Raw genomic sequence first — 24,826 nt, 5'->3', positions numbered from 1 at the left:
TTCGCCAATTTATACGCTGCCAGTAATTTCACCACGGCACATGGCCAGATGTGCTCCATCGCGAGCGCTCGCCCGGCGTGACCAGGAGCGGCGCAGAAGCGCTGCTATCGATACTTCACTGATTTACGCGGCAGATCGGCTGCCAGCGCAGCAAACGTGGCTGTCCCGGCAGTCCGTCCAAGCACCCGGATTCATGTCGGCGCAGGCAGCTGGCGGGCGAGCCGTGGCGGCGGACGAGCATCGATGGCCCGCTCTCGATTCCGCATCGGCCGTCGATCGGGCCCGGCGTCAATTTGGCTGGCGATGGCGCGAAGACGATCTCCACCCGCGCACGTCGCAATGCAGAACCTACGAAGCCCGCCTCGGTCATAGACTAAAGGATGACAACGACGCTGTTCAGACAGAGGCGTAGATATTTCATCATGACGGCAATCGGGCGCTCAGATCCGATCTAATCCATTAAATCGGGAGGATAACGATGCACCTGACCCGTCGCGGGTTTACGACCGTTCTCGCCGGTACCATTGCCGCCCCGGCCGTCATGCGGACTGCCTACGCCCAAGGCGCCACCGTCAAACTCGGCATGGTCGTGCCGATGACCGGCGCCGCCGCCGAATCCGGCTCCTTCGCCCAGACCGGCGCCAAGATCGCGCTCGAACAGGTCAACAAGGCCGGCGGCGTGCTCGGCAAGCCGCTCGAACTGATCTTCGAGGACGACCAGACCACCAATCCCGGTGCGGTCCTCGCCTTCTCCAAGCTCGCCAGCCAGCCCGACATCGTCGCCTTCATCGGCTCGATCCGCTCCACGCAGATGCATGCGATGGCGCCCGATATGCTGAAGATCGGCAAGCCCGTCGGCTTCGGCGGCACGGACCCGAACCTGACCAAGCTCGGCAATCCCTGGCTCTTCCGCTTCCGCCCGAACGATTCCTATTCGGGCAAGGTGATCGCGCAGTTCGGCGTCAAGGAACTCGGCAAGAAGAAATGGGCGATCGTCCATTCGACCGACGCCTTCGGCACGGCCGGCGGCAAGGCGCTTGCCGATGCCCTGCCCGACAACGGCGCGACGCTCGCGCTCGACCAGGGCTATGCCAACCAGAGCCAGGATTTCACGCCGGTCGTTCTGGCGGTGCGCCAGTCCGGTGCAGACATCCTCGGCACCTACTTCACCTTCGAGACCGATCTCGGCATCTTCGCCCGTCAATTGCGCCAGCTCGGCGTCACCATCCCTTGGGTCGGCTCGCCCTCGATCGTCAACATCTCGGCGCTCAAGCTCGCCGGTCCGGCGCTCTACAACACCTATGGCGTGGCGGACTATGCCGAGGACTCGAGCGATGCCTCCAAGGCCTTCGGCAAGGCCTATCGCGATGTCCGCAAGGTCGCGCCCGACAACCAGTCGTCCTGGACCTACGACGCCGTGACCTGCCTCGCCATGGCGATGAACAAGGCGGGCTCGACCGAGCCCAACAAGGTGCGCGAGGCCATGCTGGCGATCCGCGGCCATAACGGCGCCGAAGGCCAATACAACTTCGACAAGAACGGTGACGGCCTGCACGGCTACAACATCGTCAAGAACGACAAGGGCGACATCAAGTTCGACAACCGGCTCGACTTCACGCCGGACCTCGGCTGATTCCCGCCGAGGCGCGCCGGCTTCTCTGCGAAGCGGGGATCCGGCAGCCGCGCGGGGCTCGACAACGAACCTCGCACGGCGAAAGCCGCACGGCGCATCTCGTACCACGCCTTTCGAGGCGGGCGGCCTCGCGCCGTTCGCCGCGAAGGACCGATCGGCTCCACGCAAGCGCGGTAGACAGATGGATCTCGTTCTTCAGCTTCTTTTCACCGGGATCGGCATCGGCTCGGTCTATGCGCTGGTCGCGCTCGGCTTCGTCCTGATCTTCCGGGCCACCAATGTCGTGAATTTCGCCCAGGGCGAGTTCTCGATGGTGGCCGCCTTCCTGATGGTGGTCTTCTCGGTCAAGATCGGCCTGCCCTACTGGATGGCTTTCATCATCGCTCTGGTCTGCATGGCGGGGCTCGGCACGGTCTTCAATCTCGCGGTCTATTATCCGCTGCGCCACCGCACCTACCTGCCGGTCATCATCTCGACGATCGGCGCCTCGATCTTCATGGCCAACACCACGCTCGCGATCCACGGACCGGAGCCGGAGGTGCTCTCCGGCTGGTTCGACACGCCCGGCTTCATGCTCGGCCCGGTCTATCTCGACAACCAATACGTCCTGATCATCGTCGTGACCGCACTGCTGGTCGCGCTCCAATACTGGTTCTTCGAGCACACCCTGCTCGGCAAGAAGTTGCAGGCGACCTCGCAGGACAAGGAGACGGCCTCGCTGCTCGGCATTCCCGTCGCAGTGATGATCATGATCACCTTCGTCTATTCGGCGGTGATCGGCGGGATTGCGGGCATCCTGGTCGCGCCGGTCCTCTTCGTCTCGATCGGCATGGGCGCGACCATCGCGCTTAAGGCCTTCGCAGCCACCATCATCGGCGGCTTCGGCGACGTAACGGGCGCGATCATCGGTGGCCTCGCGCTCGGCGTCATCGAGACTTTCGGCGCCGCCTATATCTCCGTGCCCTACAAGGACGGCTTCGCCTTCCTGGTGCTGATCGCCTTCCTGATCTTCCGGCCGCAGGGCATCTTCGGCGAGCGCGTGGCGGAAAAAGCATGAGCACGACCGAAACCACCGCCGCCACAGACGACATCCGGCCGCGTCTGCGCTGGGGCGTCCCGGCCTATATCCTGCTCGTCCTCGCGGCGATGACGCTCGCCATCATCGTCCCCAAGACCGGCTATATCCTCAACATCTCGATGCAGGCGACGACCTATGCCATCGCCGTGCTCGGGTTGACGATCGTGCTGGGGCTCTGCGGCCAGATCAATCTGGCGCAGGCTGCCTTCTTCGGGCTCGGCGCCTATGCGGTTGGCCTCGGCCAGACCGATTACGGCCTGAATTTCTGGGTCTGCCTGCTGGTCGGCACCGGCCTTGCCGCCGGCTTCGGCGCGCTGCTCGGCGCCTCGACGCTCCGGCTCGGCGGCCACTACCTCGCCATGGTGACGATCTCCTTCCAGCAGATCGTCACCCTCGTCCTGATCAACTGGATCCCCGTCACCAAAGGGCCGGACGGTGTCCGCGCCATCCCGCGGCCACCGCTATTCACGGACGGCTCGACCTATCTCGCGCTCTGCATCGCGCTGCTGGGCATACTCGGCTATCTGGTCTGGCGCCTGCGCGACACCAAGCTCGGCCGCGCCATGCGGGCGGTGCGCGACAACGAACTCGCCGCCGGCGTCGCCGGCATCGACGTCTACCGCACCAAGGTCACGGCCTTCGCCCTCTCCGCCATCCTCGGCGGCATCGGCGGCGGTCTCTTCGCCGGCGGCTTCGCCTATGTCAGCCCGGACCAGTTCTCCTTCGCGGAGTCGGTGGTGTTCCTGACCATGGTGCTGCTTGGCGGCGTCGCCTCGCCGGTCGGCGCCGTCATCGGCACGGGCCTGCTGATCCTGATCCCGGAATGGCTGCGCTTCCTCAAGAGCATCCCCGGCCTCTATCTCGCGATCTATGGCGCGGCGGTGATCCTGATCGTGCTGTTCATGCCGGACGGCATCTGGGGCTTCCTGCGCGGCCAGCTCGACCGCTTCAAGCGGGCCGTGCTGCCCGGCCGGACGGCCGCGACGCTGCAACTGTCGGGCGGCGGTGAAGGCACCGAGACCGTGATGGAGGTGCGCGGGCTCTCCAAGCATTTCGGCGGCCTCAAGGCGGTCGACGAGGTCGATCTCACCATCAAGCGCGGCGGCGTGCATGCTCTGATCGGCCCGAACGGGTCCGGCAAGACCACGACGCTGAACGTCCTCTCCGGCCTCTACCGGGCGACGGCCGGAACCATCAAGCTCAACGGGCAGGACATCACCGACCTGCCGCCGCATGCCCGCACCAGGGCCGGGCTCGGCCGCACCTTCCAGAACATCCGGCTCTGGCGCTCGATGACGGCGCTGGAGAACGTCATGGTCGGTGCCGAGCGCCCAGGAAGCCCGATCGGCAACGACCCCGCCGCGCTGCTGGCGCGTGCGCGGGCGGCGCTCGCCTTCGTCGATCTGGAGGACCGGGCTGACGAGGTTGTGGCGAATTTTTCCTATGGCCATCAGCGTGCGGTCGAGATCGCCCGCGCTTTGGCCGGCGATCCCGTCCTGCTCCTGCTCGACGAGCCCGGCGCGGGGCTCAACTCCTCGGAGAAGGTCGAGCTGCGCAATCTGCTCAAGCGCATCTCGGCCCGCGGCCTCACCATCCTCATCATCGACCACGACATGACCCTGGTGAGCGAGGTCGCGCAGCACATTACCGTGCTGAACTTCGGCCGCCGCATCGCCGACGGCTATTCCGCCGACGTGCTGAAGCATCCCGACGTGATCGCGGCCTATCTGGGAACGGCACCCGATGTCCCTGCTTGAACTGAAATCCCTCGTCGTTCGCTACGGCGAGGTCGAAGCCGTCGACGGCATCTCGCTCGTCGTCGAGGCCGGCGAGGTCGTCACCCTGCTCGGCTCGAACGGGGCCGGCAAATCCACCACGCTGCGCGCCATCTCCGGCCTCGCGAAGCCGGCCTCGGGCGACATCCTCTTCGAAGGTCAGTCGATCGTCGGCCTTAGGCCCGAGGCGATCGTGCGCCGCGGCATCGCCCATGTGCCGGAAGGCCGGCGCGTCTTTCCGGGGTTGAGCGTGCGCGAGAACATCATGCTCGGCGCCTCGAACCGGCCCGGCCTGAAGACCGCCGCGATCAGGCGCGAAGCGGACGAGATGTTCGACCTGTTCCCCGATATCCGCCGCTTCGCCAATGCGCTGGGCTGGACGCTCTCGGGCGGCCAGCAGCAGATGGTGGCGGTCGCGCGCGGCCTGATGGCGAAACCGCGCATCCTGCTGCTCGACGAGCCGTCGCTAGGATTGGCGCCGGTCATCGTCCAGGCGGTGTTCGCGATCATCGCCGAGATACGCCGGCGCGGCACGACGGTGCTGCTGGTCGAGCAGAACGCCCGCATGGGCCTGTCGGTGGCCGATCGCGGCTATGTGCTGGAAACCGGCAAGCTTGTACTCTCCGGCACGCCGGAACAGCTCTGGTCGAACGAGGAAATCCGCGCTGCCTATCTCGGCGGACGCACCGCCGCAGCCTGACAGCCGGAGCGCTTTTCGAAAGGAAACGCAATGACGACTGCCAAGAACACGATTTGCCTCTGGTACGATAAGGACGCCGAGGCCGCGGCACGCTTCTACGCTCAGACCTTTCCCGACAGCGCCGTCGACGCGGTCTTCCGTGCGCCCACCGATTTTCCTTCCGGCAAGGCCGGCGATGTGCTGACGGTCACCTTCACGGTTCTCGGCATACCCTGCCTCGGCCTCAATGGCGGCCCCACCTTCAAGCACAGCGAGGCCTTCTCGTTCCAGGTCGCCACCGACGACCAGCAGGAGACCGACCACTACTGGAACGCCATCGTCGGCAATGGCGGCCGGGAGAGCGCCTGCGGCTGGTGCAAGGACAAATGGGGCATCTCCTGGCAGATCACGCCGCGGGTGCTGTCGGAGGCGCTGGCCGTCGGCGGCGAGGAAGCGAAGCGCGCCTTTGCCGCGATGATGACGATGCGGAAAATCGATGTCGCCGCGATCGAGGCGGCACGACGCGGCTGATCGCCCCGCTCGACCTGCAGCCGTGACCTGAACGCCGGCTCAGGCCGCCACAGCAGCCTCGTGTCGCGAGACATGCGCGACGGCGGCACGAAGATCGTCCAGCGTCGCATCCGCTCCCACGCAGCGCTCTGCGAGATGGCGGCGGAAGAGGCGTGCGCCGGGGCGGGCCGGAAACAGTCCGACGAGGTGGCGGGTGAAGGCGTGCAGCCGCCCGCCCCGCTCGAGACGCGCGGCGATATGCGGCTCCAGCGCTTCCAGCATGGCGAAGGCATCCGGCACGGGCGCATCCGAGCCGAAGAGCAGCGGATCGACCTGCAGCAGGATTTCCGGGTTCTGATAGGCCTCGCGGCCGATCATCACGCCGTCGAGCTTCTCCAGATGCCGCGGCCATTCGGACGGCGCCTTGATGCCGCCGTTGATGGCGATCGGCAGATCGGGGTTGGCAGCTTTCAGCCGATAGGCTCGCTCATAATCGAGCGGCGGGATCTCGCGGTTCTCCTTGGGCGAGAGGCCCTGCAGCCAGGCCTTGCGAGCATGGACAATCAGCGCATCGACGCCAGCGGCGTGGACAGAAGCAGTGAGAGCGTCGAGCGCCACTTCCGGGTCCTGATCATCGACCCCGATGCGGCATTTCACGGTCACGGGAATGGAAACCGCGGCCTTCATCGCCGCGACGCAATCGCCGACCAGCGCCGGTTCGCGCATCAGGCAGGCGCCGAAGGCACCGCCCTGCACCCGGTCGGAGGGGCAGCCGCAATTCAGGTTGATCTCGTCATAGCCGAAATCGGCACCGATCTTCGCCGCTTCGGCCAGGAGCTTTGGATCGTTGCCGCCGAGCTGTAGCGCGACCGGGTGTTCCCCGGCATCGAAGCCAATCAGACGCTGGCGGTCGCCGCGGATCACCGCCTGCGCCGTCACCATCTCGGTGTAGAGCAGCGCATGGCGCGACATCAGGCGGTGGATGATCCGGCAGGCGGAATCGGTCCAGTCCATCATGGGTGCCACAGAGAAGCGCATGTTCGGGAGCGGCAAGTTCATGGCCGCTCCCCTAACGCATCCGGCGCGATTTTGCACGCCGGCTCGTCGGCTCACTTCTTGGCGCGGGCGACGATCTGCGTTGGGTTGACGAAGCGCAGAGCGATGATCAGCCAGATCAGCGTCGTGATCATGTAGATCACGGCCATGGCGTCGATCGACTGTACCGCGCGCACGCCGGCAGCGAAGACCGCGTAATACAGCGCGACGACGAGTGTCTGGCTGGTCGGGCCGGCCGTCAGGAAGGTCAGCTCGAACATCGCCAGCGTCCGCACCAGCACCAGCAGCAATGCAGCGAGGATGCCGGGCATCAGCAGCGGCAGCAACACATGCACGAAGAGCTTGAAGGTGTTGGCGCCGAAGACGCGCGCCGCCGACTCGATCTTGGTGTCGATCTGCTCGATGAAGGGGATCATCACCAGGATGACGAAGGGCACGGTCGGCACGAGGTTCGCCAGCACCACGCCCGACATCTGGCCGGCGAAGCCGGTCTGGTAGAGCACGGTCGCGAGCGGAATGCCGAAGGTGATCGGCGGCACCAGCAGCGGCAGCAGGAAGAGCAGCATCACCAGCTTCTTGCCCGGGAAATCCCGCCGCGCCAGCGCATAGGCCGCGGGCACACCGATCAGCCCTGAGAGCGCCACCACCAGGAAGACGATCTGGAAGGTGACCAGCAGCACGTCGTGGAGCTGGAATTCCGACCAGGCGGCCGAATACCAGCGCGTCGTCCAACCGGCCGGCAGCCAGGTGCCGAGCCAGCGCGTCGCGAAGGAGGACGTCACCACCGTCGCGATCATCGCGAAGAGGTTGACGATGAAGAAGCCGATTAGCGTCCAGTTGGCGGCTGCCCAGAGCTTCGTCGAGAGACGTGTATCCTTGACCATCGGCTCAGCCCTTTCCGCCGCCGGCAGGGCCGCGATAGAGCAGGCCGCGCGCCGCCAGCACCACGACGACGATGGCAAGCTGAACCATGCCCATGATCATCGCGACGGCGGACGCCATCGAGTAATCGTATTCCTCGAAGGCCGCCTGATAGGCCGCGATCGAGATCACGCGGGTCGGCCCGGCCGGCGCGCCGAGCAGCACCGCCGAGGGGAAGACCGAGAAGGCCTGCACGAAGCTCAGGCAGAAGGTGATGGCGAGGCCCGGCAGCAGCAGCGGCAGGAGAATGTGCTTGAAGCGCTCCCAGGGGCCGGCGCCCAGCGTCGCGCCCGCCTGCTCAAGCGCCGGATCGATGCCGGAGAGGTAGGAGAGCGTCAGCAGGAAGGTGAAGGGGAAGCCGGTGATGACCAGCGACAGCATCACGCCCCAGTAGTTGTGAAGCAGCTTCACCGGGGTCGAGATGAGGCCGAGCGTCATCAGCGTGCGGTTGAACCAGCCTTGCGGGCCGAGATAGTTCAGCAGGCCTTGAGCGACGAGCACGGTGCCGAGCGTGATCGGGATAACCAGGATGGTCGTCAGCAGGCGCTGGTTCTGCATCAGCCGGACGCGGAAGGCGACCGGGATCGCGAGCAGGAGCGTCGCGACCGTCACCGGCAGGGCGAGCCACAGCGTGGTTCCGATCGTCCCATAGAGGAAGGAATCGGAGAAGAAGCGCTGGTAGTTGGCGAAGACGCCGCCGGCCTTCGGCTCGAAGGAAAGGACCAGCCCGTAGAGGAACGGGTAGATGAACAGCGCCAGCAGGAACAGGATCGCCGGCACGACGAGCAGGGTCAGCCCGTCGAAGCCACGGGCGGCCAGCCTCTGCTTCAGCGGAATGGAGGAGAGGTCCGTGCTCACGCCGCCCCTCCGTAGACGAGGACGCGTTCCGGATCGGCGGTCAGCGTCACCGCCTCGCCCGGAGACAGCTTGTCACGGGCCAGGAAGGAGAGGTCGGTACCGTCAGCCATGCGGGCGAAGCCGACGAACTCGCGGCCGCGGAACTCGGTCGAGACCACCTTGGCCTTGAGGCCGGGCTGGCCGGATGCCACGGGATGCAGATCCTCCGGGCGGATGGCCAGAGTGCCGTCGGAACCGGCCGAGACCGCAGCGCGGGCGCGGCCCGAAAGCTGCGCATCGCCGACGGCTACAGTCGCCCTGCCCTCGCCTGCCGAGACGACCTTGCCCTTCACCTTGTTGCGGAAGCCCATGAACTCCGCGACGTCGAGATGGTCCGGCCGCAGGAAGAGGTCCTCCGGCGTGCCGACCTGGCGAACCTGCCCGTCACGCAGCACGACGATGCGGTCGGCGAGCGAAAGCGCCTCCTCCTGGTCGTGGGTGACATAGATCGTGGTGGCGCCGAGCGTATTGTGGATGCGGCGGATCTCGGCGCGCATCTCCAGGCGCAGCTTGGCGTCGAGGTTCGAGAGCGGCTCGTCCATCAGCACGAGCGGCGGCTCGACGACGATGGCGCGCGCGATGGCGACACGCTGCTGCTGCCCGCCCGAAAGCTGGCCGGGCAGCTTCTCGGTCTGGCCCTGCAAATGCACCAGCGCCGCGGCTTCCGCCACGCGCTTGTCGATCTCGGCGCGCGGCATGCCGCGCATCTTGAGGCCGAAGCCGATGTTCTTGTTCACCGTCATGTGCGGGAACAGGGCGTAGTTCTGGAAAACCATGCCGAAGCCGCGTTCTTCCGGCCGCAGCGGGTCAATGCGCTTGTCGTCGAGCCAAATGCCGCCGCCCGTCGCAGGCAGCAGGCCGGCAATCAGGTTCAGGGTCGTAGACTTGCCGCAGCCGGAAGGCCCGAGCAAAGCGATGAACTCGCCCTTGCCGATCGTCAGCGAGACGTCCTTGAGCGCGTTATGGGTGCCGAAGTCACGGCTCAGGCGGTCGAGCTTGAGCTCGCGGAACGAAGCTGCGTTGATGGTCATGGCTTCCGGATGATCTGAGAGCGGGGTCGAAATGCCCGGCGGCGGACTTCGAATTACGGCCGAAGCCCGCCGCCGTGACCGGTCTTACTTCTTCTTGGCGCCGCCGACCTGCTCGTCCCAGATGCGGAAGGCGACGACCATCTTCTCCGGATCGAGCGGCGTTTCCATCGGGTTATCGGCGATCAGCTTCTCGTATTCGGGGCGGCCGAACTCGGCGATGGCCTTCTGGCTGGAAGCCGGCGCCATCGAGAGCGGCACGTCCTTCACGGCCGGACCCGGATAGAAATAGCCTTCGTCATAGGTGAAGGCCTGCTGCGCGGGCGTCAGCATGTGACGGACCAGATCGAGCAGAACGGCGAGCTTCTCGTCGGACACACCCTTCGGGATCATCATGTACTGGGCGTCGGTGACCCAGTGGAAACCCTTGAGCGCCTGGATCTTGGCTTCCTTCGGCACGATGCCGAGCACGCGCGGGTTGATGTCCCAGCCCGTCGTGCTGACGATGATGTCGCGCGAGCCGTCGCCGAGTTCCTTCATCGTCGCGCCGGTGCCGCCCGGATAGTACTCGATGTTCTCGCCGAGCTCCTTCAGATAGGCCCAGGTCTTGTCCCAGCCCTTCTCCGGATCCTTCGGGTCCTTGTCGCCGAGGATGTAGGGCAGACCCATGATCCAGGTGCGGCCGGGGCCCGAATTGGCCGGGCGGGCATAGAGGAAGCGGTTCTTGTTCTGCTTCGTCCAGGCCAGCAGTTCCTCGGCCGTGGTCGGCACGTTCTTGACCTTGTCCGGCATGTACTCGAGCAGCGGGCCGGAGGGGTAATAGACCATCGCCATGGCCTGGCCCTGCCCGAGATTGTGCATGGCGAGCGCCGGCTTCAGGAGCACGTCGTCGGGCTTCGGCAATTCGGAAGCGAAGCGCGGGAACAGCTCGATCCAGAGCTTCTGGTCGATGCCGGCGGAGAGCACGTCGAGACCGCCGATGACGAAGTCGATGTCGGAACGGCCGGCGTTCTGCTGAGCCTTCAGCTTGGCCGGCAGCTCGGGCGCCGGAGCCTTGGTGAAGACCATCCGCGAGACGGCCTTGGGGTTTGCCTTGGCGTAATTCTCAAGCGGCGTCTGAACCAGCGCCAAGGCGCCGCCGACGTCGATGATGCTGATCGTGAGCGGCGATGCCGGCAGCTTGAGCTGCTGCGCGAAGACGCCCGGCGCCTGCATTGCTGCGCCGAGACCGGCGACGCCACCAATGAAATGGCGCCGATTGATGCTGTCCTGAGCCATGTTTTCTCCTCCAGATGCGGATGCCCGCTTCTTCAGCTTTTTTATGTTCCGACGGTCCGGCCGCCGCATCCGGAGCCCGCCTTGCGACCCGGGAACCTGCCAAGTTGACGCAGCCCCCGGTTGATCGGTATCCTAGTATACTAGTCATCAAAAGCTTGGCAATGGCCCACCCTGCAGCCCGTCATAGCACGGATCAGATCTACAGCGTGCTACGCACGGACATCATCAGCGGCGCGCTGAAGCCCCGCGAATCGATGTCCGAGGCGCGGATGGCGCTGCGCTTCGGCGTCAGCCGCACCCCGGTGCGGGAAGCGTTCAAGCGGCTTGTCGACGAGGGCTTCCTGGTCGCGGTGCCGCAGGTCGGCACCTTCGTCGCGCCGATCGACCTCGCCGCCGTCCATGACAGCCAGTTCGTCCGCGAGACGCTGGAATGCCGCACCGTGGTGCTCGCCGCCCAGTGCATCGGCGACGCCGACCGCCGCCGGCTCGAAGCGCAGATCGAAGAGCAGGCGGAGGCCGTGCGGCGACAGGACCGGTCCGAGATTTTCCGCCTCGACGAGGTGTTCCACGCCGAAATCTCGCGCATCGCCGGCCACCGGGCCGTCTGGAGCATGATCGAGGGCGTGAAGGCCCAGATGGACCGGGTGCGCTGCCTCTCCCTCGAAACCCCGTCCTGGTCCGAGGTGATCCTGCACGAGCACAGGATCATCGCCGCCTGCGTCATGAAACATGACGCAAAAGGCGCGGAGGCCGCGATGCGCGCGCATCTGCGCACCGTCTTCGCGACGATCGACACGATCGCGAAGGACCATGCGGACGCATTCGACGATTCACGCCTCGAGCACGATGCCTCCTGAGGCCCATCCGCCCCGATAAAGCGATTTTTCTCGAAGGATTACCGACAATGGAACAATGCTGGCGCTGGTTCGGGCCGGACGATGTCGTGACTCTGGCTCAGGCCAGGCAGGCCGGGGCGACCGGCATCGTGAACTCGCTGCACCAGATCCCCTACGGCGTGGTCTGGAGCGTCGAGGAGATCGAGAAGCGCCAGGCGATCATCCGCTCGGACAAAAGCTTCGGCCTGGAATGGAAGGTGGTCGAAAGCCTGCCTATCCATGAGAGCGTCAAGATCGGCGAAGGCGATCTCGAAACCGTCTTCGAGAACTACCGCCAGTCGATGCGCAACCTCGCGGCCTGCGGACTCGAGGTGATCTGCTACAACTTCATGCCGGTGCTGGACTGGACCCGCACCGAGCTGGCCCACAAACTGCCCGGCGGTGGCACGGCACTGCGCTTCAACCTGCATGAATATGTCGCGCTCGATCATTTCATGCTGAAGCGCAAGGGCGCCGAGGAGGGGCATTCGGCCGAGGTGATGGACAAGGCCAAGGCCTGGTTCGACAAGTCCTCGCAAGCCGATCGCGACCGGCTGCTCTCCAGCGTCATGGCCGGCCTACCCGGCGCCTTCGACCGCTACGACCTGCCCGGCCTCGCCCGCATCCTCGAGCGCTATGCCGGCATGACCCATGACAAGCTGCGGGCCAACCTGAAGCGTTTCCTCGAGGCGATCATCCCGACCGCCGAGGAAGTCGGCATCCGCATGTGCATCCACCCGGACGACCCGCCGCGCTCGCTCTTCGGCCTGCCGCGGATCTGCTCGACCGAGGACGACATCGCCTTCATCCTCGACTCGGTCGATTCCCCGTCGAACGGTCTCACACTGTGTTCCGGCTCGCTCGGCGCCAATCCGAAGAATGACGTGCCCCGCATCGCGCGACGCTTCGCCGACAAGATCTGGTTCGCGCATCTGCGCAATGTCGCCAAGGACCCGGATGGCTCCTTCATGGAAGCCGAGCATCTCGGCGGCGATACCGACATGGTCGCGCTCATCGACGTGCTGATGGCCGAGGAGCAGCGCCGCCGTGCCGCCGGCATCCCGCATTGGCGCATCCCGATGCGCCCCGACCACGGCCACGAGTTGCTGGACGATGTCGGCAAGGGCAGTTTTCCGGGCTACCCGGCCGTCGGGCGCCTGCGTGGCCTCGCGGAGCTGCGCGGCGTGATGACCACGCTGGCGCAGCTCAAGGGTTACGCTGCGTGAGATGCGAAAGGCGGGCTAAAGCCCGCCTTTGCAATAGCTCAAGATAGTCCAAAGCCGTCATTCTCGGGCGAAGCGTAGCGGAGACCCGAGAAACGCTTTCAGGATAAAAAGCCCCTTTTGGCCGGAAATGCTCGGGTCAAGCCCGAGCATGACGCGGTATCGGCGCCTCAGTGATCGTGGGAATGGCCCTTGTGGCCATCGGCGGCGCCATGGCCGCGACCATGATCGTGATCGCCGTGGCCGTGATGGTCGTGATCATGGCCGCAGCTCTCACCATGAGCGTGATGGTGCTCATGTGCGTGATCGTGGCCATGGTGCTCGTGATGATGCCCATGGCTGTGGTCATGCCCATGATGGGCATGCCCATGATCGTGATCGTGATGATCGTCCCCGCAGCCGCAGTCATCGCCGTGGGCGTGATGGTGGACCTCCTGCTCCGGCTGGAACGGGCGCTCGACATCCGTCATCGAACAGCCCTGGCCGCGAACCAGCTCGGCCAAAGCGGGATGACTGGGGATATAGAGCGCGTCGGGCGTCATTTCCGCCGGGACATGATGGCCGCCGAGATGCCAGGCGAGGCGCACCAGCCGCAGCGGGTTCTCGGCACGGACTTCAAGAAGGCTTTCAGGAGCGGCCTTGACCTGCACGAGGCGGCCATCCTCCAGCTTCAGCGCATCGCCGTCGTTCAGCGTCGCAGGCTTGTCGAGATCGATCGCGAATTCGAGCCCGCCTGCAGCCGTCACGGCGACGCCGTTGCTGTTGCGGCCCTGATATCCAAGGCTGAGCGTATCGACGACGCGCTCGGCGCGAACAGCGGCTTTGCGAAGGACGGAAGTGGCGCGAAGCATATGCAGCGATCCCATGGCTGGGGCTGGAGCGCGAGGCTTCAAGCCCGGACCGGAGCTTAGTAGCACAAACCGAGGGGCGCGCTACCAAGCTCGCGGGATCGTGGGAGGTCAGCGCGGCAGCGCCTTGACCTCGGCGTCGAACTTCTTGAGCAGGCGCGAGCGCTCGGCCGGCGAGCCCCAACGCGGCGTGTCGTAGTCGATCAGCTTCATCTCGGCGAATTTCGGCGCGTCCGGCGAGAGCAGCGCGTTCTTGTTCGACGGGATCGAGTTGATCTTCAGCTTCGCATTGATGTTCTGCGCATCGGGCGAGAGCGTGAAATCGACGAATTTGCGCGCGGCTTCAGGGTTCTTGCCGCCCTTGATGATCGAGACCGATCCGGTCTCGTAGCCGGTGCCCTCGCAGGGGGCGACGGTCTCGATCGGCGCGCCCTGGAGCTTCTGCGTCAGCATGTCATGGATGAAGGCGATGCCGACCGCCGTCTCGCCGAGCGCGGCCGCCTTCACCGGTGCGATACCGGATTTGGTGTACTGGCTGATGTTCTTGTGCAGGTCCTTGAGGAATTCGAAGCCCTTCTCCTCGCCGAGGCGCTGCACCGTCGTCGCCAGGAAGACATAGGCCGTGCCCGACGAGCTGGGATCAGCGATCTGGACCTCGTCGCGCAGCTTGGGATCGAGCAGATCGGCCCAGCATTTAGGGGCGGCGATACCCTTCTTCTTCAGCACCTCGGTGTTGTAGCCCACACCGAGAGCGCCGAGATAAATGCCATTGGTGCGGAACTTCGACTGCTCGGCATGGCGCTGCGCCCAGTCATGCAGCTCCGGCAACTTCGGCGACTTGTACTCGTCCAGAAGCCCTTCGTCGGCCGCCTGCAGATGCGGCTCGCCCGGCCCGCCCCACCAGACATCGCCGCGCGGATTGCTCGCCTCGGCCTTGACCTGGGCATAGACCTCGCCAGTGCTCTTTCTGATCATCGAGACCTTGATCCCGGTCGCCTTCTCGAACATCGCCGCGCCTTCGCGGCACTGTTCTTCGAGGATCGAGCAATAGACCGTGACCTGCCCCTGGGCGAAGGCCGGCTGGGCAGCGGCCGCAAGCACAAGGCCGGCAAGCAGCGCGCCGGCAGGCGCGAAACGCGAAGCGAACATCATTTTCCTCCATCAGATTCGTTTGCCGACGAAGAAATCGGCCGACCAATGGGGAGTCAAGGACCAAGCGGAGCCATCGAATGCGACTGCGCCCGCTAGGCTTTCCGCTCGGGATTGGCCAGAGGAAGCGCGTCTGCTTCCTGTTCTGCCACATCGGCCGGCACGGCCCGCTTCTTCTTGGCGGCCGGTTTCTTGCGGCGCTTCGGCTTGGCCTTCGGCAGCTGCGTATCCTGCAATATCTCGAGCTGGACCTGCTGGATCTCGGCGAGGCGCTGCCATTGCCGCGTAATCAGATGGTCCATCTTCTCATGCAAATGCCGGATTTCGAGCTCGGCCTTCAGATTGACCTGATAGTCGTTGAGCGAGCGCAGCCGGTCCTTCGTTTCCTGCCGCTTCTGGCTCATCATGATGATCGGCGCCTGCACTGCCGCAATGCAGGACAGGACGAGATTGAGCAGGATGAAGGGATAGGGGTCAAAGGCCTTGCCCTCCCCGATCGCGGCGTTGATCGCCATCCAGACGACAAGCACGATGCCAAAGCTGATCAGGAAGGCCCAGGAACCGCCAAAGCTCGCGAGATTGTCGGATAGGCGTTCGCCCAGCGTGCGATGCTCCTCGAAATCGTCCTCGACGTTCTCGGCGATGGTCTCCTGTCGGGCGATGCTCTCGGCCACCTCCCGATCGAGGTCGGAATATTCGCCGTGCTCCTCGCGCAGGATCTCCTCGACATAGCGGGTCCGATAACGCGCCAGCTCCTTCAGGCTGATCAGCGCGTGGTCGGGCAGATCCGGAAAGTCGGCGCGGATGTGATCGACGAGCGCGGGGCGCAGCGTGCCGATCTCGATGAGGTTCCTACGGGCCATATCCTGGCCGCTGATGGCGCAGATGCCACGCTTCTTGCCGAGCGGACTGTGGGACGTTGGCGGCTCGATCACGGGGACCGGCGGCACAGCTGGAATTTCGCTCTCCAGATTTGTCATGCGTGCATCATGCCTCTTCCCCGTCGCGGCGCTCGGCGCCGCGTCCGGTCATTTTCCTGCGAGCAGCTTCGCCGCCCGGAAATGCCCGAAGGAACCGACTCCTCCGGGCTCCGCTCAGCCGATACCAGACTCAGGCCTTCAGCTTTTCGTCGTCTTCGGCATCTTCCGCCGAATCGTCGTCCTCGTCATCCTCGTCTTCATCATCGTTCTCGGCCGCCTCTTCCTCGTCCTCTTCTTCGTCCTCTTCTCCGGCGTCGAGGTCGAGATATTCGTAACCGAAGACGATCTCGCCGGTTTCGGGATCAAAAGCGCTGACCGAGGAATCCTCGAAGGCTTCGATCAGCAATTCGGCATCATCGGGCCCATCGACCTCGAAGCGACGCACCACCTCCTCGCCGTCTGCCTTGAGGACAAGTTCGATCGACCAGCCCCGCCCGGTGGTGTCGTAGATGCATTTCAGACCCTGGATCGCCAGCATGATGCTCTCTCCTGAGATTGATCCGATGCGCGGCTGCGCATCGGCCAGATGCCCGAGCTGCGTGACGGACATGCGACGCCCCGGAGAACGCCGACAGGAGAACGGAAGCCGGGCCGAAGGCGCCCACCGGCAATCGGGCTATCGCGACGCCTCAGCCAGGAAACGCTCGACCTCGTCGCGGCCGGGCGCGCCGCTGCGGCCGCCGAAGCGGGTGCACTTGATGGCCGCCGCGGCGGAGGCGAATCGGATCGCGTCAGCTTCCGCCTGCCCCTCTGCGAGCGCCAGGGCGAAGGCGCCGTGCCAGACATCGCCCGCGCCCAGCGTATCGACGGTCTCGACGGGAAAAGCCGGGCTGTGGCGAACCTCGCCCTGCTCGACATGGAGCACGCCTTCCTTGCCGAGCGTCACAGCCAGCCAGGTCGGGACATCCGCCGCCACCTTCGCGAGCCCGGCTCGCGGATCCTCCTCGCCAGAGAGCTCGCGCAATGCCTGCTGGCTGAAAGCGACATGGCTCGCCGTCCCGACGAGCTCCGGATGAGGCGGCCTGCGGTCGCCGTCGAGCACGCCGGGAACACCGGCGGCGCGGGCGAGCTTCAGCGCCGCCAACGCCCCCTCGCCCCAGCGCGTGTCGGCGAGGACGGCGTCGGCTCCTTCCGGCAAGCGCGGAGGCAGCCAATCGGCGTCCTCCGGCATCGCCGGGTCGGAATGGGAGATCACCATGCGCTCACCCTCGGCATCGACGAGGATGGCGGAGACCGGCGAGGTCAGGCCGGCGACGCGCCTTGCAAAAGCGGCGTCGACGCCCTCCGCCTTCAGATCCGCGACGATCTGGTCGCCGGTCAGATCGTCGGCGAGGCGCGTCGCCAGCCAGCAGGCGCCGCCGAGCCGCGCGATCGCGACGGAGGCGTTGCCGGCGCAGCCGCCGCCGACCACGGCGAGCCCGCGCGAGCGGTATTTCTCGCCGCGGGTCGGCATGGCCTCGACGCTGTAGACGTAGTCGAGCGTGGCGATGCCGAGGCAGAAGACGCCGGCCAAGATCTCACCAGGCCCCGGTGTTCGGCATGCTGGCCCAGGGTTCGGCCACAGGCTTCGGATCGCCCTTCTGCAGCAGCTCGATCGAGATGTTGTCGGGCGAGCGAATGAAGGCCATGTTGCCGTCGCGCGGCGGACGATTGATGGTGACGCCGGCCTTCATCAGCTTCTCGCAGGTCGCGTAGATATCGTCGACCTCATAGGCGAGATGGCCGAAATTGCGCCCGCCCGTATAGGTTTCCGGGTCCCAGTTATAGGTCAGCTCGAGCGTCGGGCGGCCGCGCGAGGCGCCGGCCTTGGCCTCGGCCAGATCGTCGGACGCGGCGAGGAAGACCAGCGTGAAGCGGCCCTTCTCGCTCTCGATGCGGCGGGTTTCGACCAGCCCGAACTTGTTGACGTAGAAATCGAGCGCCTGATCGAGATCGGTCACGCGGACCATGGTGTGGAGATATCGCATCGTCTTTCCTCGTTGAGCGGGAACAGGGTTGATCCTTTCTCTAATTCGGGCAAGAGCTGCCGCGTTCCAAGGTACGCCAAGCAGGACGAGCCATGACGACAACGCAAGACGGCCCATTGATGGCGCCGCCTGAGCGCGCCACGCCCGCCCAGATCGCACAGATCAAGCAGCGCGCCGCGATCCTTTCGGTGATGGCGACCATCCTGCTCACGGCAGCGAAAATGGTCGGCGCCATCATTTCCGGTTCGCTCGCCCTGCTGACCGACGCGCTGCAGGGGCTGGTCGATGTCGGCTCGACGCTGTTCACCTGGTTCGCCGTGCGCGCCTCGGACAAGCCGGCCGACGACGAACACCATTACGGGCATGGCAAGGTCGAGGCGCTGGCGGCGCTGGTCGAGACCGCGATCCTGTTCACGCTTGCCGGCGCGATCCTGTGGGAGGCCGGCAGCAGGCTGTGGCACAACCTGATCGAGCACGTCGCGGTGACGCCGCTGGTCATCGGCGTGATGCTTCTCTCGATGACGGTCGACGCCATCCGCTGGCGCTCGCTCACCAAGGTCGCAAAGGAGACCGGCAGCGAGGCGCTCGCCGGTGAAGCCACGCATTTCTCGGCCGATTTCGTCGGCTCGGCGCTTGTTCTCGCCGGCCTCATCGGCATCTGGTACGGCTTCGAGCGCGCCGACACGGCCGCCGCCTTCGCCATCGCGGCCTACACCGCCTTCTCGGCCTTCCGGCTGGCCCGCCGCGTCCTCGACACGCTGATGGACACAGCACCTGAAGGTGTCACAGAAAAGCTGCGCGAGGCCGCGCGGCGCGTGCCAGGAGTGGTCGGGATCAATTGGCTCAGGGTCCGGCCCGCCGGCGGGCGTGTCCATGGCGAGATCGGCATCAGCGTCTCGCGGACGCTGCCGCTTGACCGCGTCACCGCGATCAAGGCCGAGCTCGGCGGGGCCCTGCTGAAGGCCGAGCCCGATGCCGAGATCACCATCACGGCCGATCCAGTCCAGGTCGATGACGAAACGGCGCTGGAGCGCGTGCTCCTGATCGCTCTCAAGCTGAAGATCCCGGTGCACCATGTCACGGTCCACAGCATCGGCGGCAAACTCTCGGTCAGCCTGGACATGGAGGTCGATGCCAACCTGCCGCTCGGCGAGGCGCACGAGATCGCGACCCGGCTCGAAAGCGCAATCCGGGCGGAATTCGGCGGCGAGACGGAGGTCGAGACCCATATCGAGCCGATGGAGACCGGCCAGCCTCATGGCCACAACGCCGCCTGGGAGACTGTCGAGGATATCGGCAAGGCGCTGGCAGGCGAGACTGCGAAGCTCGGCGGCCCTATCCACGACATCCACAGCGTGCGCGTGCGCCAGACAGCCAAGGGGCTGGTGGTCAATTATCACTGCCGCGTCGACCCGGCCCTGAACGTGGTGGCCGTGCATGATGCGGTCGATGCGATCGAGCGGGCGGTGCGGATCGCGCGTCCGCAGGTCTGCCGGCTGGTCAGCCATGCCGAGCCGGCGGTTTCGGCCGGTTCCTAGCCGTCATTCTCGGGCGAAGCGAAGCGCAGGCCCGAGAATCTCTTTCCCGAGGGGCCTCCAAAACCTCCTTGTCATGAGATGCCCGGGTCAAGCCCGGGCATGAAGGCCTTGTTTCCCTCCCGAGCCGGCATGCTCTAGAAACGCTCCCTGAACTTCGCCATCAGGGCTCCCATGCGCAACGACGATGCTCCGCTGATCCGCCTCGAGGATTACCGCCCCTCCGACTGGCTGATCGACACGGTCGATCTCGACATCAGCCTGCAGCCGCAGAAGACGCGCGTGCGCGCCCTGCTCGCCTTTCGCCCCAATCCGGAAGGGCAGCCCGGCGCGCCGCTCAAGCTCGACGGCGACGAGCTGGCGCTGAAATCGCTCGCCCTCGACGGCAAGCCGCTCGATGCTTCCGCCTATACGGCGACGCCGCAGGCGCTGACGATACCAAGCCCGCCGCCGCATGATTTCACGCTGACCATCGAGACCGAGCTCGATCCGTCCGCCAATACGAAGCTGATGGGGCTCTACCGCTCGTCGAAGGTCTATTGCACCCAGTGCGAGGCCGACGGCTTCCGCCGCATCACCTATTTCCTCGACCGACCCGATGTGATGAGCGTCTACACGGTCAGGCTGGAAGCGGCGAAGGCCGAGGCGCCCGTCCTGCTCTCGAACGGCAATCTCATCGCCACCGGCGAAGTGCCGGGCACGGACCGGCATTTCGCCCTGTGGCACGACCCGCATCCGAAGCCGGCCTATCTCTTCGCGCTGGTCGGCGGCGCGCTCGACCATGTCCGGCAGGACTATGTCACGGCCGACGGCCACAAGGTCGAGCTCGCCGTCTATGTCGAGCCCGGCAAGGCCGGACGCGCGGGCTGGGCGCTGGATTCACTGGTCCGCTGCATGCGCTGGGACGAGAAGGTCTTCGGCCGCAACTATGATCTCGACGTGTTCAACGTCGTCGCCGTGTCGGATTTCAACATGGGGGCGATGGAGAACAAGGGCCTCAACATCTTCAACGACAAATACGTCCTGGCCGACCCGCAGACCGCGACCGACGGCGACTATGCCTCGATCGAGGCGATCATCGCGCATGAATACTTCCACAACTGGACCGGCAATCGCATTACCTGCCGCGACTGGTTCCAGCTCTGCCTGAAAGAAGGGCTCACCGTCTTTCGCGACCAGGAATTCTCCGCCGACGAACGCTCGCGCTCGGTGAAGCGCATCGCCGACGTTCGCACGCTGCGCTCGACGCAGTTCTCGGAGGATGCGGGCCCCCTCGCCCATCCGGTGCGGCCGCGCGCCTACAAGGAGATCAACAACTTCTATACACCGACGGTCTACGAGAAGGGTGCGGAGGTCATCCGCATGCTCAAGACGCTGATCGGCGACGAAGCCTTCCGGCAGGGCATGGACCTCTATTTCGAGCGCTGCGACGGCACGGCGGCGACGATCGAGGAATTCCTCGCCTGTTTTGCGGAAAGCTCGGGCAAGGACCTCGGCCATTTCGCCCGCTGGTACGAGCAGGCCGGCACTCCGACCATCGTCGCCTCCGGCCGCTATGACGCTGCGACCCGGCGCTATACGCTCGACCTGGCACAGAGCACGCCGCCGACGCCCGGCCAGAGCGACAAGCAGCCCGTCGTCCTGCCGATCAAGCTCGGCCTTGTCGGAGCCGGGGGCGATCTGCCGCTGCAGACGCAATCCAATGCCTATGCCGGCGATGGCCTCGTCATTCTCGACAGCGCCTCGCTCTCCGTGACCTTCGACAATGTCGACGAACCGCCGATCCCTTCGCTGCTGCGCGGCCTCTCAGCGCCCGCACGGCTGGAACTCGATCTCGCGGACGCCGATCTCGTCAGGCAGTTCTCGGCGGACAGCGATTCCTTCAACCGCTGGCAGGCCCTGCAGACCATCGCCATCCGTGCCCTCGTCGCGGCCGGAAAGCCCGGCGCGGCCCGCAGCGCGCTCAATGCGACAGCCACCGGGCTCGGCCGGGCGCTGGACGGCTTCCTTAAGGCCGAAGCTCTGGCCGACCCCGCCTTCGCCGCGCAGGTGCTGCGCCTGCCGGCTCCCGCCGACATCGCACGCGAGATCGGCCGCGACGTCGATCCGGACGCGATCTTCAAAGCTCACCGGAGCCTGTCGGCCGCTATCGGAGCGGCCGTCCTCCCACAGCTTCCGCCTTTGCGAGAGGCGTTGGCGACAAAGGGCACGTTCAAGGCGGACGCCAGCTCCGCCGGGCGTCGCGCACTTCGCAACGAACTGCTCGGGCTCGCCGCTCTCGCCACCCCGGCAGAGGGCGCCGCTCTGTGCGAGGAGCAATTCGCTTCCGCCGACAACCTGACCGACCGACTGGCAGCGTTGGCCGCGATGACGCTGATCCCCGGCGAGCGACGCGAAGCCCTGATCACCCGTTTTGCGGCGGCCTATGCCGGCGAGCCGCTCGTCCTCGACAAATGGCTGATGGCGCAGGCGCTGATCGCCGAGCCCGAGACGCTGGAGCGGGTCAAGCAGCTGATGCAGCACCCCGCCTTCTCGCTCGGCAATCCGAACCGGGTGCGGGCGCTGATCGGAGGGTTCGCGGCCAATCTCACCCAATTCAACCGCGCCGATGGCGAGGGCTACGACTTCGTCTGCGACATCGTCATCGCGCTGGACAAGACCAACCCTCAGGTCGCCTCGCGCCTCCTCGGCTCGTTCAAGAGCTGGCGCATGCTGGAGCCCGGCCGCAAGCAGCTGGCACAGGAGGCGTTGAGCACCGTCGCGCGGATGCCGAACCTGTCGCGGGATGTCGCCGACATCGCCGAAAGAGCCCTCGCCTGAGCCCGTCTTCCCAAAGGTTAACGGCGACCTGTCCAATTCATTAACGTTTCATTACCCGCGCAGGATTCATCGGATAAGCAACACAACCTAAAGGAGAATTCTGGGCTCCCAACGCAACTCAGGGCTAGACAAAACCGGGCTCTCGGATTCAACTGACTGTGATTCGCGGGGATGCGGCACGTCTCCCGATCTTACTGACGGTAATGTTTTCCGAAGGGGGACGGGCATGTCGCGTGCCAACGCGGATTGCGCACCTGTGCGCGCCGATACGATTCTGGGTGTAGCGAGATCGCTGACCCATCCGTTGTATCAGCGCTTCGAGGGTTTCGAGCCCGCACTCAGAACTGCGATCCCCGTCCTGGTCGGGTTCTTCCTCGTCATCCTCGGCGCCGGCGCGATCATGCAGACATCCGCGATGCGCGACGACGCGCTCGTGGATGCCGCCGCCGATATGGATCTGGTTTCCGCGCTGGTCGCCCGCGAGCTCGACACTGCGACGCTCGCCGGCAAGGAGCCCGCGGCGGTGCTCGCCGGGCTCACGGCCCGCCACCTCGCCGCCCATGGCCGCATCGTCCATGTCAGCGGCGCCGACGGGCGCGTCATCGCCAGCGAGCCCGTGATCGGCCAGACGCAGCGCAGCCTCACCGACTTCCTCGGCCAGACCCAGCCGCTCACCGTCTTCGGCGACCGCGCCGGCGTGATGCGCATAGCCCTGCCCAACGGCGCCGAGGTTTTCGCGAGCGTGCGCAACCTCGCCGCCCCGCTCGGCCAGGTCGCGGTGCTGCAGCCGGTCTCGCGCGCCCTCTCGGTCTGGCAGATCCGCCGCTCCGGCCTCGCCATCCTGTTCGGCGCGGCGGGCCTCGTCCTCGGCGTCATCACGCTGGCCTTCATGCTGCAGTCGAAGCGCGCCCGCGCCGCCGACGAGGATTGCGACTGCGTGCGCGAACGCATCGACACCGCGCTCAACCGCGGCCATTGCGGCCTCTGGGACTGGGATCTCGCCCGCGGCCGCATCTACTGGTCGGATTCGATGTATGCCCTGCTCGGCTACGACCGCGCTGGCGAATACATGTCGTTCGGCGAGGTCAGCAGCTTCATCCACCATGAGGACGTCGACCTCTACGCCATCGCCGATGCGGTGAGCCGCGGCGAGGCCAGCCATCTCGATCAGGAATTCCGGGTCCGCGCGATTTCGGGCGAGTGGATCTGGCTCAAGGCCCGTGCCGAGCTCGTCATCGATCGGCGCACCCGCTCGCGCCACCTCGTCGGCATCGTCGTCGACATCTCCGAACAGCGCCGCATGGCCGAGCGCACCGCCACCGCCGACGCCCGCCTGCGCGATGCGGTCGAGGCGATCTCGGAAGCCTTCGTGCTCTGGGATGCCGACAACCGGCTGATCCTCTGCAACGCCAAGTACCAACAGCTCCACCAGCTCCCGGCCGAGGCCCTGCAATCGGGCACGAGCTATGACGAGATCATGGAGCGCTCGGCCCAGCCGCAGATCGATCAGGAGCCGATGCGGGTCCAGCGCGGCGCCGCCGGCGCCACCTCCTATGAAGCGCGGCTCTCCGACGGGCGCTGGCTCCAGATCAACGGCCGGCGCACCAAGGATGGCGGCTCGGTCTCGGTCGGCACCGACATCACCAAGCTGAAGCAGCAGGAAGAGCGCCTGACCCAGTCCGAGCACCAGCTCCTGATGCACGTCACCGACCTCAAGGCCTCTCGCCAGAAGCTGGAAGCCCAGGCCCAGCAGCTCGCGGATCTAGCCGAGCGCTACCTCGAACAGAAGGCGGCGGCCGAGAGCGCCAACCGCGCCAAGTCCGAATTCCTCGCCAATATGAGCCATGAGCTGCGCACGCCGCTCAACGCCATCATCGGCTTCTCCGAGATCATGGAGAACGGCCTGTTCGGCCCGCTCGGCGAGAAATACTCCGACTACGTCCGCGACATCCGCTCGAGCGGCGGCTATCTGCTGGGGATCATCGACGATGTTCTCGACATGTCGCGCATCGAATCCGGCAAGATGCGGCTGGAGAAGTCCGAGATCGCCATCGGCCCGGTGCTGGATCAGGCCCTGCTCAAGGTGCAGCCGGAGATCGAGCGCAAGCAGCTGATCGTCAATCTCGAGGGCCCGCTCGACACCCATCTCGAGGCCGATCCGCGCGCGCTCTACCAGATCCTCGGCAACCTGCTCGACAACGCCGCCAAGTTCACGCCGGAAGGCGGGCGGATCGCGGTGCGTACCCGACATGTGCCGGGCGCGCTCAACATCTTCATCGAGGACACCGGCATCGGCATCCCCAAGGAGAAGATCGACCGCGTCGGCCGGCCGTTCGAGCAGGTCGAGGGCGATCTGGTGCGCAGCTACAAGGGCTCGGGCCTCGGCCTCGCCATCGCCCGGTCGCTGGCCGAGCTGCATGGCGGCTCGCTCAGGCTGCGCTCGGCGATGGGCGCCGGGACGATCGTGATGGTGCATCTGCCGCTCGACGGCGGCGCCGAACGCGTCACCGCGCAGGCGGCCTGAGCCTAAACCGCCTCCGGCGGCCGCCGCCTCGCCATGCTCGGGCCAGACCC

The 24,826-nt window shown here is 65.9% G+C and carries 21 protein-coding genes; 10 read left to right on the top strand and 11 right to left on the bottom strand.

What is annotated here, in order from left to right:
- Positions 1–478 precede the first annotated feature (478 nt).
- From AB4Z16_RS15635 to AB4Z16_RS15615, 5 genes are all read left to right on the top strand, one after another.
- Positions 479–1,633: an ABC transporter substrate-binding protein gene (locus AB4Z16_RS15635; protein WP_441512278.1), complete on the top strand. Its 1,155-nt coding sequence runs from the start codon at positions 479–481 to the stop codon at positions 1,631–1,633.
- A 181-nt stretch (positions 1,634–1,814) separates the two neighbouring features.
- Positions 1,815–2,690 (top strand): branched-chain amino acid ABC transporter permease, encoded by an 876-nt coding sequence (locus AB4Z16_RS15630; protein ID WP_441512277.1) that lies wholly within the window; start codon positions 1,815–1,817, stop codon positions 2,688–2,690.
- Positions 2,687–4,468, top strand: a complete 1,782-nt coding sequence (locus tag AB4Z16_RS15625; RefSeq protein WP_441512276.1) for a branched-chain amino acid ABC transporter ATP-binding protein/permease — start codon at positions 2,687–2,689, stop codon at positions 4,466–4,468. Before AB4Z16_RS15630 ends, AB4Z16_RS15625 begins: the two co-directional genes overlap by 4 nt.
- A complete protein-coding gene (locus AB4Z16_RS15620; RefSeq protein WP_441512275.1) occupies positions 4,455–5,186 on the top strand; it encodes an ABC transporter ATP-binding protein in 732 nt (243 codons plus the stop codon). Before AB4Z16_RS15625 ends, AB4Z16_RS15620 begins: the two co-directional genes overlap by 14 nt.
- A gap of 30 nt (positions 5,187–5,216) precedes the next feature.
- Positions 5,217–5,696: a VOC family protein gene (locus AB4Z16_RS15615; protein ID WP_441512274.1), complete on the top strand. Its 480-nt coding sequence runs from the start codon at positions 5,217–5,219 to the stop codon at positions 5,694–5,696.
- A 39-nt stretch (positions 5,697–5,735) separates the two neighbouring features.
- On the opposite strand, the gene dusA is transcribed toward AB4Z16_RS15615, so the two are convergent.
- The 5 genes from dusA to AB4Z16_RS15590 form a co-directional block, all read right to left on the bottom strand.
- On the bottom strand, positions 5,736–6,734 hold the full coding sequence (dusA, locus tag AB4Z16_RS15610; protein ID WP_441512273.1) for a tRNA dihydrouridine(20/20a) synthase DusA: 999 nt from the start codon (positions 6,732–6,734) through the stop codon (positions 5,736–5,738).
- A gap of 50 nt (positions 6,735–6,784) precedes the next feature.
- Positions 6,785–7,615 (bottom strand): ABC transporter permease, encoded by an 831-nt coding sequence (locus AB4Z16_RS15605; protein ID WP_441512272.1) that lies wholly within the window; start codon positions 7,613–7,615, stop codon positions 6,785–6,787.
- A gap of 4 nt (positions 7,616–7,619) precedes the next feature.
- Positions 7,620–8,510, bottom strand: a complete 891-nt coding sequence (locus AB4Z16_RS15600; protein WP_441512271.1) for an ABC transporter permease — start codon at positions 8,508–8,510, stop codon at positions 7,620–7,622.
- Positions 8,507–9,574: an ABC transporter ATP-binding protein gene (locus AB4Z16_RS15595; protein ID WP_441512556.1), complete on the bottom strand. Its 1,068-nt coding sequence runs from the start codon at positions 9,572–9,574 to the stop codon at positions 8,507–8,509. The genes AB4Z16_RS15600 and AB4Z16_RS15595 overlap by 4 nt, the downstream gene beginning before the upstream one ends.
- Positions 9,575–9,664: 90 nt before the next feature.
- On the bottom strand, positions 9,665–10,855 hold the full coding sequence (locus AB4Z16_RS15590) for an extracellular solute-binding protein (RefSeq protein WP_441512270.1): 1,191 nt from the start codon (positions 10,853–10,855) through the stop codon (positions 9,665–9,667).
- Between the two features lie 14 nt (positions 10,856–10,869).
- Between AB4Z16_RS15590 and AB4Z16_RS15585 the strand changes: the two genes are divergently transcribed.
- Positions 10,870–11,712, top strand: coding sequence for a GntR family transcriptional regulator (locus AB4Z16_RS15585; RefSeq protein ID WP_441512269.1), 843 nt, complete (start codon positions 10,870–10,872; stop codon positions 11,710–11,712).
- A gap of 47 nt (positions 11,713–11,759) precedes the next feature.
- Positions 11,760–12,956 carry a mannonate dehydratase gene (gene uxuA, locus AB4Z16_RS15580; protein WP_441512268.1) on the top strand — a complete coding sequence of 399 codons (1,197 nt, stop codon included), beginning with the start codon at positions 11,760–11,762 and terminating at the stop codon, positions 12,954–12,956.
- 167 nt (positions 12,957–13,123) lie between these two features.
- Here the strand turns inward: uxuA and AB4Z16_RS15575 are convergent, their stop codons facing one another.
- The 6 genes from AB4Z16_RS15575 to AB4Z16_RS15550 form a co-directional block, all read right to left on the bottom strand.
- Entirely contained in the window at positions 13,124–13,804 is a 681-nt protein-coding gene (locus tag AB4Z16_RS15575) for an urease accessory protein UreE (protein ID WP_441512267.1), read from the bottom strand.
- Between the two features lie 108 nt (positions 13,805–13,912).
- Positions 13,913–14,950 (bottom strand): ABC transporter substrate-binding protein, encoded by a 1,038-nt coding sequence (locus tag AB4Z16_RS15570; RefSeq protein ID WP_441512555.1) that lies wholly within the window; start codon positions 14,948–14,950, stop codon positions 13,913–13,915.
- Between the two features lie 95 nt (positions 14,951–15,045).
- Complete coding sequence (locus tag AB4Z16_RS15565; RefSeq protein WP_441512266.1) at positions 15,046–15,930, bottom strand: DUF1003 domain-containing protein; 885 nt, start codon at positions 15,928–15,930, stop codon at positions 15,046–15,048.
- Between the two features lie 130 nt (positions 15,931–16,060).
- A complete protein-coding gene (locus tag AB4Z16_RS15560; protein ID WP_441512265.1) occupies positions 16,061–16,480 on the bottom strand; it encodes a hypothetical protein in 420 nt (139 codons plus the stop codon).
- Positions 16,481–16,546: 66 nt separating this feature from the next.
- Complete coding sequence (locus tag AB4Z16_RS15555) at positions 16,547–17,443, bottom strand: PfkB family carbohydrate kinase (protein ID WP_441512264.1); 897 nt, start codon at positions 17,441–17,443, stop codon at positions 16,547–16,549.
- Positions 17,444–17,447: 4 nt separating this feature from the next.
- Complete coding sequence (locus AB4Z16_RS15550; RefSeq protein WP_441512263.1) at positions 17,448–17,897, bottom strand: VOC family protein; 450 nt, start codon at positions 17,895–17,897, stop codon at positions 17,448–17,450.
- A gap of 92 nt (positions 17,898–17,989) precedes the next feature.
- Here AB4Z16_RS15550 and AB4Z16_RS15545 point away from each other — a divergent pair, with 92 nt between their 5' ends.
- The 3 genes from AB4Z16_RS15545 to AB4Z16_RS15535 all read left to right on the top strand — a co-directional run bounded on the left by AB4Z16_RS15545 (position 17,990) and on the right by AB4Z16_RS15535 (position 24,776).
- Positions 17,990–19,435, top strand: a complete 1,446-nt coding sequence (locus tag AB4Z16_RS15545; protein WP_441512262.1) for a cation diffusion facilitator family transporter — start codon at positions 17,990–17,992, stop codon at positions 19,433–19,435.
- 171 nt (positions 19,436–19,606) lie between these two features.
- Positions 19,607–22,252 (top strand): aminopeptidase N, encoded by a 2,646-nt coding sequence (gene pepN / locus AB4Z16_RS15540; protein WP_441512261.1) that lies wholly within the window; start codon positions 19,607–19,609, stop codon positions 22,250–22,252.
- A gap of 226 nt (positions 22,253–22,478) precedes the next feature.
- Positions 22,479–24,776, top strand: coding sequence for a PAS domain-containing sensor histidine kinase (locus AB4Z16_RS15535; protein ID WP_441512260.1), 2,298 nt, complete (start codon positions 22,479–22,481; stop codon positions 24,774–24,776).
- The last annotated feature ends 50 nt before the right edge of the window (positions 24,777–24,826 follow it).

The organism is Allobosea sp. TAF32 (assembly GCF_052113585.1).
Taxonomy (GTDB): Bacteria; Pseudomonadota; Alphaproteobacteria; order Rhizobiales; family Beijerinckiaceae; genus Allobosea.
The sequence above is the reverse complement of the archived record's forward strand: the minus strand, read 5'-3'. Positions and strand labels throughout refer to the sequence as shown.